This window comes from Rhizobium sp. NLR22b (assembly GCF_019685295.1).
Taxonomy (GTDB): domain Bacteria; phylum Pseudomonadota; class Alphaproteobacteria; order Rhizobiales; family Rhizobiaceae; genus Rhizobium.
This window is the reverse complement of the sequence record NZ_JABDWM010000045.1, coordinates 1-13,790: the sequence shown is the minus strand read 5'-3', so window position 1 is coordinate 13,790 and position 13,790 is coordinate 1. Positions and strand designations below refer to the sequence as shown.

Below are 13,790 nucleotides of genomic sequence, written 5' to 3'. Positions count from 1 at the left end.
CACCCTGTTGCTCCTCGCTCTTCACTGGAACGAAGCGCATCGTCGGCCGCGTCACCGCCTCGCAAATCGCCTCGGCATCTGTCGCGTCGTTCTTCTGCCGCTTCACGTATGGCTTGACGTAAGACGCGGCATCAGCCGAACCTCGTGACCCAGCGCCATAAGAACCCGAGCCCAGTGGTGTCCAGTCGCGCATGCCTCGATTCCGATCAGGCATGGCGGCAATGCCTTGAAGAACCCAACGACATCGTCGCGGCGCAGCCGGCGGCGGCTCACCGTCGCGCCGACACCATTGATCCCGTGAACCTGAAATACATGCTTGGCGATATCCAAACCAATTGTGGTAATCTTCTCCATGGACGACTCTCCCTTATGTGACTTCGACAGCCACACTTTGGCACATTGCGATGCCGGGAGCGGAGGCCGTCCACCACATCAGGTCACCGATCCCAATGCCATCGAGAGCGGCAGTCACGAGCGATATTCCGCTATCGGCTACGAAGCGCCGCCCGGGGCCAGCGCAACGATCTCGCCCGGTGTTCACGGAGCGCCGTGAGCCTCTATGTATTCGGGATTCGCAACGAGGATGCCGAAGATCGAAACGACACGTTTTGCCGTTAGGACAGAAGCTTGAAGGTGGCCAACTCGGTCCTCGCACCCACGGCCCAGGCAGAATGTTGGCTGAGCCTGACCGTGCCAAGCTGTCCCATCCCTTCCGACCGCCGTCCGCGGCGTCGTTCATTGGCGACGCAAGGACCTCGTGCATTGGCTGTTCAAGGAGCTTCAGGTCTCTATCGGCGAGACGACCGTCGGGCGGGAGTTGAAGGCGCGCCCGGCTTTGCCAAGTTCGCGATTCATTACGGTGTATCGCGGCCGCTGCGGTCGCTGTCAGGCCGAGCAAACTGGCGCCGCTCGCTGGGGGTGGCATCCGCTGAGTACCGACGGCGCACGGGAGCAGGCCCGTCGGAAATGTCAGCGCTTTGCTCGCTATGGGACGCCGTACGTTTGAGGTTCCGAAGTTCTCCCGAAGATAACCCTGCGAGACTGACAGGGCTTGTTGTCGTACCGACGCCAGCCAATTGCTCCATTCTATTTCCGGCCCAAGCAAGCATTCCTGTTTTAACGAGTCCTAATTCCCTGTCGTCGTAAGCCATAGCGGTGCCGTCCAGGGTCATCTCGGCTCTAACGCCAGTTACAAGCGTCTCGTAAAGATGGGGATTCGATTTCCGCAAAGCGGAGATCTTGTCGGGGTTTACAACACGCACCCCATCTCGCTCGGTGAAATGCATGATCAGTTGAGGGTCCTTGTGAATCGTATGCGAGGCAGCAAGAGTAACCGCATCGAAAGATACCGCTTGCGCATTGTAGTCCTTGATTATGGCAGCCATCTCATTGACATGACTTTTGCCGTCAGGCCCAGCGCGGTCTGCGAGCTCTTGAGCACGGTCTGTTATTTCCTTGTACCGCGAATTGTCCCTAAACAAGATTTCCGTAAAATCTTTAATATAAGTAAAAGGGCTCGCCACAGGCTTAGTTTTCGTTTCCTCGGCTTTTTTATTTACAGCGCCGAAAAATGATTCGAAGTCCTCGAACCTGCCTGTTACGCCTTTTTCCTCAGCGTACTTATTTAACGCGTCCAGCATCGCAGTGCGCATTTCCTTCCGTATCTCAGAGACGTTGCATTCTTCGCCATAGAGACTCTTGAGTACTTCGGTGTCGAATCGGTTCAGTTCCTTCTCGGCTTTGCTAGAGAACCTTTCATATTCTTTAGTATCCGTAATTGCGCAGATATCCTTGGCCAAGCGCTCTCGGCCAAAGCCATACGTATACGCGCCTGACATATGGAACAAACAGGGATATTCTCCCTTTGGAGTGAGCATAGTTACATGCATCTGCTCCGGTTCCGGCACGGTGCCGGTGGGGCCGGGCATATTAACCCATGGCACTTGGAGATTCTCGATGTAGAAGCCTATTGAATTTTCCACGCCGGGAAGATTTGGCTGTCGGGCGGATATCTTAAAGGCGTTATCCTTTGCAGTATTTCCATCGACATAGGTCATCGTGAAGCCGGCTTGCACGGCTGCTTCGTGAAATTGTTCCGGAAGGCCGGGAGCACTCTTCGTATAATTATAAGCGTTTAGTTTTCCTTCTTTGCGAATCATCTGAAGGATTGCAGTTTTCGAAAGCATTTTTAGGCTCGTGGCAAGCCGCGGATCGGTATCCGCCCGTGAAACATCGTAAACCTCATCTTTCGCAAATATAGGCGAGATAATAACAATCTCCAGTTTCGAGAACTTGTTCGACATCACCGCTTCGTCGATTTTCTGCTGCCATTCGCTGCGACGCACTTTCGAAAATCCAGGCAACTCCTGATCGTGGATTGGTTTGCCGTCGACGAGGCTAAAAATCTTTTCCTTCGGGGTCTTATGGCCCTCGAACTGGGTCGCTTCGGCTGTGACGGGATACCTGCCGGTTTTTTTCCAAACCGCTTGGGCCATGGCTCTTGCAGCCTGGCTTGGCTGCGGGCCGCCAGCCATGACAAAGACCTCATCCCCTGGTTTTAATTGCGCGACGAATTGCGACCAGGCCTTCTGGTCGTCGCATTCCGCGCCGAAATCCGAGGTTACGGTATAAATCGTGCCTGAAGGTTTTATTTGGGGAGCATTGGGAAGTCTAGGCATGGTGAGACCTTTCAGATAAATGCTCGTCATTTTACCGACGAAATCTCGTCCTCGCGATTACGAAAGGATTACATTTGCAAAGCCAGTTCGATTGGAGGTTCCACCTCCAAGCTACGAGTAGCCGCGCGGCGCCATTGTCGTTAGAGCGTGCCCCCTTTCATGGTGGGTCGTATCCGCAGTGGTCGAAGAAGTTGCGTGCTTCTTGAGGCTTGACAACGTCGCTCGGTTTGCAATCCGGTCGCGTGACCGTGCGTTCTGCGCGCCCCTGCGCAGGAGCGCTTTCAGTAGGACGGCGAACCTGACGCTCTGCTTGGCTTGGCGTCACTTCTTGTGACGAACAGACGAAATTATCGGATTTCGCCGGAAGTTGAGAAAGACGGTAGCTCTAAAGGGGTGGACGAGCCGGATTGGTCTCACGTGATTCAGCAGGTTTGTGCAACCCCAAAGTCCAAGCCGATAAGACGAAGAAGGAGTTTGTGCAATCGCTATCGGCGGAATTGAACCGTTCGCGCAAGATGGCGGCGTTGGCGGAACTGGCGCCTTATCAGGCGAGTCTATACCCTCATGCGAAAAAGCTGCTCGATGAGGCTGTTGGCGTTCTCTGTGAGCGATAGCCCTCCCGTCACGAGTTTGGGGAGATAACACACGACGAAATGAGCGCGGCATGGTTCATCGCAGGCGGACAGATTTCTTGATAAGACACAACGAGAGGCACTCGAGCGATTCCTGATGTACAGCACCAGGAATGGGATGAGCGCGGATTGTATCTGGAATATGCTATAGCAGATCCTGCGATCGATGAATCGATTGGCGACGCGGCGCGGCGAAGCTGCTTCAACATCCACAGCGAAGAGGTGGATGATGGCACGAGCACTGAGAGACGATCTTCGATTACCCGTTTTGAAAGCGTCTGCGGCGAACCGTCAGCACGGCAGGCCGCCGCCCGGTTCTGGGTTGGGATTTCGACGGCAACCGCTGGATCGCAAGGGCCAGCGATGGAGAGCCGACATCACGGCCGCAAGGCTGGCGAAGGTCTTCGAGCTTGGATGCACACGAAGCGTTCGTTGTCGAGATGATTGACGATCGTCAGGACGTGACGCTTGACGAAATGGTCGAGCGTCTGTGCGTCGAGCGGCAGATCGGCATCAGCCGGAGTGCGCTCGGTGCTTGGCTGCGACTCTGTGGGTGGACGTTTAACAAAGTCCGCACATGCATTGGAGCAGGATCGGCCGGATGTCCTGAAGCGCGCCGGGTTTGATGGTCAACTCGATCTCGATCCAGAAAAGCTGATCTTTATAGACGGTGACGGAGAAGCAATCGATCCAGTGACTCGATTGCCCGTCAAACGGTCTGTCGACGAAGACGGCGCGCCTGCGTGGACGTGCAATTCGAGGCGAGCGTTGTCGAGCAGGCGTGCCGCACGGCCATTGGAAACAACGACATTCACAGGCGCTCTACGCCTCACGGATATGACCGCCCGCCCCCTTCGTCTACGATGAGGCGATGAATGGCAATGTCTTCCTGGCATCATATGTCGAACAGGTACTGCTACCGACCCTTCAGATCGGGGATGTTGTCGTTATGGACAATCTGCCGGCCCACAAAGCAGCCGGTGTCCGCGATGCCATTGAGCGCGCCGGCGCCAAACTCATGTTCCTGCCGCCCTACAGTCCTGACTTCAATCCCATAGAGAATGCATTATCGAAATTGAAAGCTATGTTGCGGGCTCGGGCGGAGCGAAAGATCGATGCTTTGTGGCATGCAGTGGGAGCCTTGATACCCAGGTTTAAGCCAGCAGAATGCGCCAATTACTTCAGGGCGCAGGATATGACCCAGATTAAACAGGATTTGCTCTAGATGCCGCAATGTGCCGGCGTTTCTTTCCAAACGTAGAGATTCGACACCTGAGAAGTTATGACCGACATCGGCTCGGCAGCCATGGTCACGATACTTGCTGAAGGCAACGAAACGGCCTGAGATACTTCCTATTACAAATGAAACCCGAAACAGGGTTGTTTCACAGAGTGAGCAATTTTAGTGCTGCGTGACTAAGGTGTGGATATGCATGCATTCTCCAAAGCGCCTTTGCGCCACGACACCCGCGCCGGAAACGAGAAAGGCCTGCCGTGACACTTCCCTATTCAAACTCTTCGAATGCACTGGCTATCGTTGCGGCTGGCTGTCGTTATCCTGGCGGCATTACAGATACTGCCTCCTTATGGGAGGCGCTCGTCAATAAGATGGATGCGGTATGCCAAGCGCCTCCCGACCGCTGGGACCTTCGGAAATACTATGACCCGCGACCGAAAACACCGGGCAAAATGTATGTCCGCGAAGGCGCGTTTCTTAAAGAGGACATTTGGAAATTTGATCCTAACTACTTCGGTATGGGTCCACTTGAAGCGGAACGGCTTGATCCTCAGCAACGTCTGCTTCTCAAGGTTACGCTTGAAGCGCTCGAGAATGCCAACATCACGAAGCGGGACTTGCAGGAGGCCAGAACGGGAGTCTATGTCGGCTGCTTTTCCACCGACAACGTAGTGGATGCTTCCAGCACCCAGAGCAAGCTGCGACTAATTGCGGCCCAATCTCACACCTGCGGCGTCGTGACGATGCTGTCGGCGCGCCTCTCGTATCACTTCGGGCTGACCGGCCCATGCTTGTCCGTTGACACAGCGTGTTCGTCATCGCTTGTGGCATTTCACCTTGCATGCCAGGCCATCCGGTCAGGAGAGGTGGACCAGGCCCTTGTTGGCGGCGTGAATGTCATGTTCCGTCCAGAATTCACGACGACGATGTGTTTCGGTGGATTCTTGGCCAAAGACGGGCGTTGCAAGACATTCTCCGCCAAGGGCGATGGCTATGGCCGAGGAGAAGGCGCCGGAGTGGTGCTCGTCAAACCCTATGAAAAGGCGATTGAGCACGGCAACGAGATACTGGCGATCGTGTGCGGCACGGGCGTCAATCAGGATGGACGAACGAATGGGATCACTGTCCCAAATGAGCACTCACAGCTTGAGCTGATGCGCACGGTTGCAAAGCAATCTGGCATCGCGCCAAGTCAGATCGGTTACGCCGAGGCACACGGCACAGGAACCGCCGTGGGCGACCCGAAGGAAGCCTATTCGCTAGGCTCTTTTCTCAGCGAGGGCCGGGATGCGGACGCGCGCTGCTACGTCGGTTCAGTTAAAACCAACATCGGTCATCAAGAGGCAGGCGCAGGCATCGCGGGCATCATCAAGACGGCGCTCTGCCTCAAGCACGGCAAGGTGGTTCCCAACTTGCACTTTGAAGATCCCAATCCAGCGATCGATTTCGATGGCCTACAACTGGCAGTTCCCACACGTGTCGCCGATCTCGAGGCTGACTACGCCTGCGTGAACTCCTTCGGTTTTGGCGGAACGAACGCCCATGCCATTCTGCGCAAGCCATTACTCCCCGAAGGTCAGCGCACCCGATCGAGGCGGGCTGAAAAATTGTCGCAGCGTCCCATCCTGTTGCCGCTATCCGCGCGAAGCGAAGCCTCTCTAAGGGCGCGCGCCAAGCAATATGCGGAGGCGCTTGATCACGCATCCATCGATGACCTGGCGTATACCGTCGGATGCCACAGGGACCACGAGAACCTGCGCGCGGCCGTCGTGGCCATGTCTGCCGAAAAGGCCATGGCCAAGCTTCGCGCCTTCTCCGAGCAGGAAGAGACTATATCGGATGTGTTCCAGGGCAAGCCGATCGCCGATGGCACCTCGGCCGTCGTATTCCTGTTCACCGGTATGGGCGCCCAGTCCTGGGGTATGGGAGCCTCATTGATGAAGCGGGAGCCTGTGTTCGCGCAAGCGATCGCTCGACTGGACGAGATCTTCACCCGCTTCTCCAGCTGGTCGCTGACTCGATTGTTCACGGATCCAGAGAGCTTCGGCAACGCCTCACTCACGGCGATGGACGAGCCGCGGTTCGCCCAACCCAGCAATCTTGCAATACAACTCGCGCTTGCCGACGTCTGGCGCTCAAGAGGGCTCACGCCCGGCTGTATCATCGGTCACAGCGTCGGCGAGATCGCGGCCGCATGCATCGCAGGAAGCCTGAGCGAAGAGGATGCTCTTGCCATTTCTTACCATCGCGGGGAACTGCATCAGCGGCTTTCGGGCCGCGGCGGCATGCTGGCCGCTGGCACCACGGCCAAGGAGGTTGCCCCGCTGTTGGTGGGCAAGAGAATTTCCATCGCCGCCGTAAACAGTCCTTCTGCCTTGACACTGTCGGGAGACGAGCGGGAGTTGGATGAACTTGCCGCGCAGCTTAGCGCCGATGGCATTTTCGCAAGACGTCTACAGGTCAAGGTGCCCTATCACAGCGTTTTAATGGAGGAGACCCGCGAAGACTTCTTTGCATTGCTCGATTCCGTTACGCCGAAGGCGGCCAAGGTCCCTTTGTACTCCACTCTGAAAGGCATGCGGATCACCGGGGAAGAATTGAACTGCGATTACTGGTGGCAAAATTCGCGTGAAGCGGTTCAGTTTTATTCGGCCCTCGACCTGGTCCTTGCTGCAGGATACCGCAATTTTCTCGAAGTCGGCCCCCACCCCGTGCTGCGCGGTTCGGTGCTCGAAACAGCCAAAGCCAGGAATGCGCATAGCGTGATCTGTGTGGAATCGCTTAACCGCAAGTACGACGATCTGCTCACTATCGAACGTTCACGAGCGATGCTTTACGCAAATGGTGCAGAAATTGATTGGGGGACTGCTGCGGCGGGTGGGCAGAAAATTGCACTGCCCACCTATCCCTGGGACGAGCAACGCTATGCCTACTTCCAGGACTCGCCGGAAAACGAGCGCCTCGTTCACGAAGAGCATCCATTCCTCCAGAACAAGCAGCAGGTCCCCGGCGATTCCTGGCGCGCTGAAGTAAACCCACAGTTCTTTCCCTGGCTCGATCACCACCAGATCCAGGGTCACCCAATTCTGCCCGGCGCGGCATATGTAGAGGCGATGTTCGCCTGCGCGTCCCGCTACGGCAAAGCAACCGATCGCTGGGCCTTGCGTGATGTGCGGATCAGTTCAATCCAGCCCACAGATGATAACGTCGATTTCTCTGTCGACGTGGATCGCGACGAAATCTCCATACACAGCCGTGGAATGGGCCAGGACGCCTGGGAACGCCGCGCCTCTGGGCGCATCGTCCGCACGCCACCGGAGCGCCATTTTCCTGGAATCGATCCTCGGAAAGATATGCAAAACTGCCGGGTGTTCGATCAGAAGGCAATTTATACAAAAGCATTAGAAAACGAATATGGTTTTGGGCCGAAGTTTCAGGTCATCAAACAGTTCTTCGTCCGCGACAATGTCATCTATAGTCAGATCGACGCCTCCCATCTGAGTGACGAGATCGATGCTTACTATATCCATCCGATTGTTCTGGACGGCATCTTTCAGATCTTGAACGGCGTCTATGTTGCCGACATGCCTGCGGCCAAGCATGGTCAGTATCTGCCAGCCGGCCTGAATGAAATCCGTCTGTTCCAGCGCGGAATAAAAGAGTGCTGGGTTCGATGTGAGTTCCCGTCTGAAGCGGGGCACAGTGTCCATCTGGACATGTCTGTGCATGACCTCGATGGAGCGGTCATCGGTGAAATCCGTGGATACCGAAGCGTCGTCGTATCGGCCGGTGACACGGCGAGTGAGAAGGACATCCGGGAAAAGCTTTATACTATCACCTGGGAGCCTACCCCCTGGCCGGAGGTCTCAACGGAGGAGGCCGCCGGCCCGCATGACGGACGATGGCTGATTTTTGCCGACCAGCAGGGACGGACTAGTCAATGGATCGACGCATCGCGCCAGTACATGGTGGAGCATGAACTCTGGCAATCGCCCCCCAAGCTCCGGGCACGGCTGGAGGAGATATTGGCCACCGAAACGATCGTAGGCGCCATTTATGGCTGGGCTTTGGACAAGGACCCGGCACAAACTGGCGACGCGGATATCGACATCGGTATCCAGAACACCGCGCTGGTGTTGGAGCTTCTCCAAGCGCTGGCCGCGAATCACCCGCAGAACTTCCAGAAGATCGTGGTACTGACGGATGGTGCTGCGCTCAATGAAGGTGGGCTTTGCACGCGCCCCGGGCAGGCGCCATTGATCGGTCTGTGCCGCACCGCCAAGATCGAGCTTTCTGAGCTGGGCATCACGCTTCTCGAGCTGAATGGCACAATTCCTGAACGGCGGCATAGGGAGTTTCTGCTGTCGCGCGCCCTCCAGGACCACGAGGTTGCCTGCGGTGCCTCGGGCTATTGGATATCAAGGCTTAAGCCGCTCGACCAAAGCCCCGTACGCCTTGTGCCGGCCGAACACATCGAGAACTTCTCGCTCAGCGTCAGCGACAGGGGTGGAACGGATTCGCTTCGCTTCGTCGAGCGCGAACGCAAAAGGCTGTCGCCGGACGAAGTGGAAATCGAAGTGCGTGCATCGGGTCTCAACTTCAAGGACCTGATGAAGGTCCTAGGCCTCCTGGATTCCGAATATATCGCGGGAACCTATTTCGGAAATACGCTCGGAATGGAGTGTTCCGGCGTCATTTCCCGCGTTGGCGAGGCCGTCACCCATCTCAAGGTTGGCGATCCCGTGGTTGCGGGCGCGGCAGACAGCTTCGCCAAATATGTTGTATTGCCGGGCGCCTATGTCTTCAGGAAACCGAGCACCCTCTCCTTCGCCGAAGCCGTCGTCCCCTTTATCAACACCATGCCCGCATATTTCGGGCTCATCGAAAAGGCTAACCTGAAGCCCGGCGACAAGGTTTTGATCCATTCAGCATCGGGCGGTGTCGGACTAACCGCAATCCAGATCGCGCAAATGGTAGGGGCGGAAGTCTATGCCACTGCAGGCAACGAGAAAAAGCGCAAATACCTACGTGACCTTGGCGTGAAATACGTCAGCGACTCGCGTTCCCTGAAGTTCTTCGACGACATTATGGACTGGACGCACGGCAAGGGCGTAGATGTCGTCCTGAACTTCCTGCCCGGTGAAGCCATGGAGAAATCTGTCGAACTGCTGACCTTTGGCGGGCGTTTCGTCGAACTGGGCAAAATTGACATTCTTGCTGATAACCGCCTGCATCTCGGCCTGTTCCAGAAGAACATCAGCATCACTCATGTCGATTTTGACTATATCACCACGCATTGCCCTGAGATCTGCATTCGCTTGATGCGACAAATACTGGATCTTTATAAGCAAAAGAAGCTTCTGCCCATCAAAACCACGACATTCCCCGCCCGCTCCGTGAAGGATGCCTTTGACTTCATGAAGACATCTGAACATATCGGGAAAATCGTGCTCGATATGTCGGATCGAGATGACCTCATGGTCGTTCCAACGGGACGACCTCTTCCGATCATGCCGGATGGGCTTTACCTCATCACTGGCGGCTTCAGCGCGCTCGGCCTGAGGGGCGCTCAATGGCTCGTCAATCAGGGGGCTCGTCACCTCGGTCTCGTCGGGCGGTCGGGCGCGAAGTCCGATGAGGATCGGCAGGTCCTGTCACACCTGCGAGACCAAGGCATCGAGATTCTCGAACTTCGGGCTGATGTGAGCGATGCGGAGGGCGTCAAGAGCCTGCAGGCAGCGATAGCGATGCCCGTACGCGGCATTCTGCACCTTGCGACGGTTTATCATGACGTCCCGATCGTAGACCTGAAGGAGGATGATTTAAGGCGTGTCATGGGTGTCAAGGCCAAGGGGTTGCATCATGTGCTGCATAGCCTCGGTCACGAGACCCTTGATTGGATCGTCAACTTTTCGTCCCTGGCCTCATACGGCAACCATGCCCAGGCAAGCTATGCGGCGGCGAACACATATCTGGATGCCCTTGCTCAAAGCATGGATTCACGGGGCCGGACACAGCCCCGCATCCTGAGCGTCAATTGGGGACCGATCCACGCCGGCGAACTCGGCCGGAATGCCGCCCTGGTACGCTACTTCGAAGAATCCGGTGTCATTCCCATGCCGGCGGACGACATCTTCCCGACACTCGAAGGGATTGCAAGAACGCCGTTCAACCAGGTCGGTGCCTGCGAGATTGTGTGGGAGCGCTTTATCAAGAATAGCGCCCAGTCTCGGTCTCAGCTGTTCGCGGTTCAGGCCGCGGCCTTGCAACAGGGTGGCGGCAGCAGGATCATCGATCAGTTGCATGCCCTCGATGCCGACCAGCAACGGAACATCGCCGAAGATTTCATCAGCCGGTACCTGAGCGATGTCCTGCATGTACAGCGAGAAAACATCACTCCCGACACTCGCATGGACGAACTAGGCGTGGATTCCCTGATGGCCGTCACGCTCAGTCTTGCCATTGAGGGGGAATCTTCGGTGGATTTGGGAACCGTGGCCTTCCTTCAGAAGCCGACGGTGCGGAAACTGGCAGCCGAATGGTTGTCCAAGAAGCTCAAGCAACAGACGACCCAAGAAAAGTCTCACCAGGTTGAGCAGTGGGTGCAGCTGTCGGCGCCGCAGATGGCTAAGGCGCGGCTACTTTGCTTCCCGGGCGCGGGTATGAGCGCCCGCGGCTACAAGGACCTGGCCGACGCACTTCCGGAGATCGAAGTATTCGGGATGTGCTATCCCGCCAGTATGGACCGGCCAAATGAAGAGGTTAATTCCATCGAGGCGATTGGCAAGGAGATGGCCCGCGTCATTGCCAGCCTGCCTCCGAGCACGGCGCCACTGGTCATCCTCGGGCATAGCCTCGGCGCCCTCTTTGCCTATGAAGCCGCCTATACCCTTCAGCAGTCCGGCACTCCCGCCTCCCACCTCATCCTTGCCGCCCCAGGTCTTCCGCATGCGCGTGACATCTTCAACGAAGCGGAGGGACGACGCGCTTGGACCATCATGAAGGATGCCGCCGGGTTCCAAACCGGTTACCTAGCCGTCATTCAGCGCCTGTCGGAGAAATACGTCGTACGGCCACAGGAGCGGGCCAGGGTTGACCCTGATCCTCGCCAGCCGAGACGAATATTTCAACAACGGCAAACTGGAGCGCTGGGCCGATTTCGCAACCCAGACTACGAACCGTTATGTCAACGCCGGACATTTGCTGTTGTCGCATCCCGCAACCGCAGAAGCGGTGCGGGCGGCGGTTGTTCAGAAAGAGCTCATACCGACATAGGCAAGGACTCGAATGGATGGTACCGAACCCATTCAAGAGCGCCGACGCAGCAAGTCGAAGGTTCGCGCATTCGCGTGATGTGGGCGAGCCGACGCACTACGTCGTCGAACATCCTCGTCAATACTTTCGGTATGACCGCGTCTTTCGAGCGACATTAGGTTGGGAACTATGTCGTTCGCTAGCGGGCGCAGGAAGCTCTAATATTTCAAATGGAACGAGCAACCGAGGACAGCCTTTGCGCTTTTTCCAAGAAAGCCCGTTACGGCACCACAGCGAGATGCTACTTTTCCAATCACCTTATCCTCGAGTCTGTCCGTCGTTAAAACGGAGAAATACATGCCCAGCTTTGATAATCCCTTGGTCCTCATGAGTAGCACCATAGTATATCGCACCCTAGCCCTGAGGGCCGTCTCCCTTTGGCGCGAAGGAAGTCCGGCGGATGTCGTCCGGCTTATTGAAACTGTTCGAATTGAGCTTATGAACATTCACAGCGAGAATACGTTGACCATGGTTCAAGAGTTGGAGTTGGTTGACACGATGTGCAGGCTTCTCGATGGTTTTGAGAAGGAGGTTGATTGCTGCCCGCTAGCTCCCCCGAAGTAACTTTCGGTTGAATGAGTGCGCGCGATCTGGTGAAAGACAGCCCCCAACATGATGCCGGGTGCTGCGGTTATGCTCAACTTCTTACGTAAGTCCGATGCCAGCCTGCAGATAGGTGTGAGTTCATGCCGAACTGCGACTTGCGCGTTTGACGCTAGCCGACACGTCGGATTTGCGCGAGTAGTTTCTTGCGGAAGACTTCCGCCGGCGTTCGGTAGCCCAAGCACTTCCGCGGTGTCGAGTTGAGCTGATCGCAGATGTCCTTCAGCTCGACGTCGGTGATCGACAGGGGATCCACCTCTCTCGAAAGCCATTTGCGAACGCGGCCATTGGTGTTCTCGACCGTGCCTTTCTGCCAGGGCGACTGCGGGTCGCAGAACCAAGTCTGCGTTCCGATGCCAGCCTGCAGATAGGGTCATTCGCTGAACTCAGTGCCTCGGTCGAAGGTGATTGAGCGTCGAGCAGCGTGGGGCAGGGTTTGGAGCACCTCGATCAACCCGTCCATGATCGGCTTCGACTGCCGGTCGTTGTTGCGCAGAAAGACAGCAAAGCGGCTGACCCGCTCGACCAGTGAGGTCACGTTGGCCTTGCCGAACTTCTTGCGAAACTGAATGAGATCGCACTCCCAATGGCCGAACTGCTTGCGCTCGGCGACAGTGTCAGGACGGTGAAGGATGTTGAGTTCCGGGCTGAAGCGGCGACCGTGACGCCGGCGGGCATGCCGCGGTCTGCGTCTCGCGCGACGCTCCGGCAGGTGCCGCCACAGTTTGATGGCCTGACCGTCTGCGGAATAGGCGAACTTGTAGATCGTCTCATAACTGACGCAGATTGGATGGCGCTCCAGCCGCATGCGGCCGGCGATTTGCTGTGGCGACCAGCCATGGATGATCCGTTCGATCACGGATTGGCGCACATGGGAAAACCGGGCGAGCTTGCGCAGCTTGGCTCTGCGCTCACGCGCCATCTCGTGGGCAGTCACGCAATAGTAGCCGTTCAGATCCGGCATCTGCCGGTCTTCAAAAGCATTCCGCTTGAGCTCGCGGAAAATCGTCGAGCGATGCCGGCCGAGCTTCTCGGCAATGACGGTGGCGCTCAGGCCGGCCGCTCGCCAGCGAGCGATCCTGCGACGTTCATCCATGTCGATCTGGGAGTAGGTGCGTCTCATCAGCCATTCCTTGCGAGTGATAACCCATTGGCATCTATCGCAAGTCGCACTTCATCCTTGAACCCACCCCTCCCTCTGGAGAAGCTAACCCAAGTGCATCATGCCTGTTTTGCAGGATAGGGGATCACCCATCTTCGCGCAAATGCGCCATAAATACCTCGGTCGGTGTCCTGTATCCGAGGCATTTGCGCGGCTGATCGTTG

The 13,790-nt window shown here is 56.7% G+C and carries 2 protein-coding genes and 3 pseudogenes; 2 read left to right on the top strand and 3 right to left on the bottom strand.

The window, feature by feature from the left end; translation table 11 throughout:
• Together HJC00_RS31890 and HJC00_RS31885 are read right to left on the bottom strand one after the other, a co-directional pair.
• Positions 1–354 (bottom strand): annotated as a pseudogene (locus tag HJC00_RS31890) (transposase); the annotation flags it as partial.
• 500 nt (positions 355–854) lie between these two features.
• Positions 855–2,708, bottom strand: coding sequence for a hypothetical protein (locus tag HJC00_RS31885; protein WP_221165189.1), 1,854 nt, complete (start codon positions 2,706–2,708; stop codon positions 855–857).
• 831 nt (positions 2,709–3,539) lie between these two features.
• Between HJC00_RS31885 and HJC00_RS31880 the strand changes: the two are divergent.
• Together HJC00_RS31880 and HJC00_RS31875 are read left to right on the top strand one after the other, a co-directional pair.
• Positions 3,540–4,519, top strand: a pseudogene (locus tag HJC00_RS31880) (IS630 family transposase).
• Positions 4,520–4,804: 285 nt separating this feature from the next.
• On the top strand, positions 4,805–11,980 hold the full coding sequence (locus HJC00_RS31875; protein ID WP_221165188.1) for a type I polyketide synthase: 7,176 nt from the start codon (positions 4,805–4,807) through the stop codon (positions 11,978–11,980).
• A 596-nt stretch (positions 11,981–12,576) separates the two neighbouring features.
• Here HJC00_RS31875 and HJC00_RS31870 read toward each other — a convergent pair.
• Positions 12,577–13,587, bottom strand: a pseudogene (locus tag HJC00_RS31870) (IS30 family transposase).
• Positions 13,588–13,790 lie beyond the last annotated feature (203 nt).